We start from the raw sequence: 1,892 nt of genomic DNA, 5'->3' as shown, positions 1-1,892 counted from the left end.
GTGCGCCCGGCATGGACGACAGCTAGGCGGTGAAAGTCCGCTACAGGCTTGGCAGTAGGAACTGTTAGCCAAAGGCAAGGGTGTCCACTGTGAGGTGGAATCTGAAGGAAGCCGGAGGCAAACTTCTGGGCTGATGAACAAGAACTGCATACTAAGGCTGAATAGAGACGGATAAGCCTGCGTAACAAGGTGAAGTCCAATACTGCCCGAATCTCAAACAGTATATGCAGCAGCCACATGGAAGGAAAGCGGTCGTTCTTACCCGGGGAGGTCTTACAAGGGTTCCCGACAAGAGGGAAGGCATTTCCCACAGGAACAATCATGCCAGTGATGGTGAGATGAATTGTAAGAAGTCAGCAGAAGCCATAGTAGTCCACCAGGACAAAGGGCTGAACAATAGTAATCTCGGAAACAGAGGAGGTGTGAGCGATGCGGCAATCACAGAAAACATCAAATGATGACTATCTATCGAAGAATAGGATGGAGTCCGAAGGTACGACAGAAGTGTGTAGCACGACTCACGGCGAACCTGAACGAAGAGATGGTGTGAAAAATCAAAAACTCATCGTGAAAATAACGAGCCGTTCCAATCTTAATCAAGCCTACAAGCGTGTTAAGGCGAATAAAGGAGCGGCAGGCATCGATGGGACGACAGTGAAGGAGCTCTTTTCTTACCTCATACGGAACAAGGAAGAATTGATCAAACAGATGAGGAATGGCTCCTATAAGCCACAACCCGTAAGACGTGTAGAAATTCCCAAACCGGATGGATCGAAACGAAAGCTCGGAGTTCCGACTGTACGTGACCGACTGGTACAACAAGCGATCCTTCAAGTGATGGAACGGATCGTTGACCCGACGTTCTCAGACAACAGCTTTGGCTTCCGCCCGCACCGCAGTGCCCATAACGCAATGAAACGCGCCAAGGCTTACTACGAAGCAGGATATAGATATGCGGTGGATCTTGATTTAAAAGCCTACTTTGACACAGTGAATCATGACCAGTTGATGTATTGCGTGGAAAAACGGATTAAGGACAAAATCGTCCTTCAACTCATTCGCAGGTTCCTGCGTAGTGGTGTGCATACGAATGGAAGGGTTGTACCGACCGAAGCCGGTGTTCCCCAAGGCGGCAATCTTTCTCCCATTCTAGGCAACATTTATCTTGATCAACTGGACAAGGAACTGGAACGAAGAGGACATAAGTTTGTTCGCTATGCCGACGACTGTACGATCTATGTCAAAAGCAGAAGAGCGGGCGAACGAGTCATGAAGAGTATCACCACCTTTCTGGAAGATAAACTGAAACTAACCGTCAATCGGGAGAAAACTCAGGTCGGCAGCCCAACGAAACTCAAATTTCTTGGATTCTGCCTGCACACGACCAAACAGGGATCGGGGTTCCGCCCCCACATCAAGTCGAAAAAGCGCTTTGAGCGAAAGCTCAAACACCTGACGAAAAGAAGCCGAAGCGGTAACATCCGTGGGATCATTAAAGAAATTAATGAAGTAACCACAGGATGGATCAACTACTATGGCATAAGCTATATGAAGAGTTATATTCGGCATATTAATCAGTGGCTCCGGCGAAGAATTCGCCAGATCATTTGGAAACGCTGGAAGAAGGTCAAGACGCGCTATAAAAGTCTCATGAAACTAAAGATTCCAAGACAAAAAGCGTGGGAATGGGCAAATACACGAAAAGGTTACTGGCATATCGCCTGTAGCCATATCTTACATCGGTCAATCACAAATAAAATACTCGAACAGGTGGGACTCAAAAATCTAGTCCATCTGTTCGAGCATGCACACTTAAGCTATTGAACCGCCGTATACGGACCCGTACGTACGGTGGTGTGAGAGGTCGGAGAAATTATCTCCTCCTACTCGAT

Annotated in this window: 1 protein-coding gene; it reads left to right on the top strand. The window is 47.6% G+C overall.

Translation table 11 applies throughout. The features are described from left to right. Window positions 1-429 precede the first annotated feature (429 nt). Entirely contained in the window at window positions 430-1,824 is a 1,395-nt protein-coding gene (ltrA, locus tag NOM01_RS16995) for a group II intron reverse transcriptase/maturase (protein ID WP_255749774.1), read from the top strand. Window positions 1,825-1,892 lie beyond the last annotated feature (68 nt).

Origin of the sequence: Sporolactobacillus sp. STSJ-5 (assembly GCF_024385605.1) — a bacterium.
Lineage (GTDB): Bacteria > Bacillota > Bacilli > Bacillales > Sporolactobacillaceae > Sporolactobacillus.
The sequence above is the reverse complement of the archived record's forward strand: the minus strand, read 5'-3'. Positions and strand labels throughout refer to the sequence as shown.

Excerpts from the sequence above, each read along its gene's own strand:
- ltrA (WP_255749774.1), top strand. The coding sequence starts at position 430 with ATGCGGCAATCACAGAAAACATCAAATGATGACTATCTATCGAAGAAT.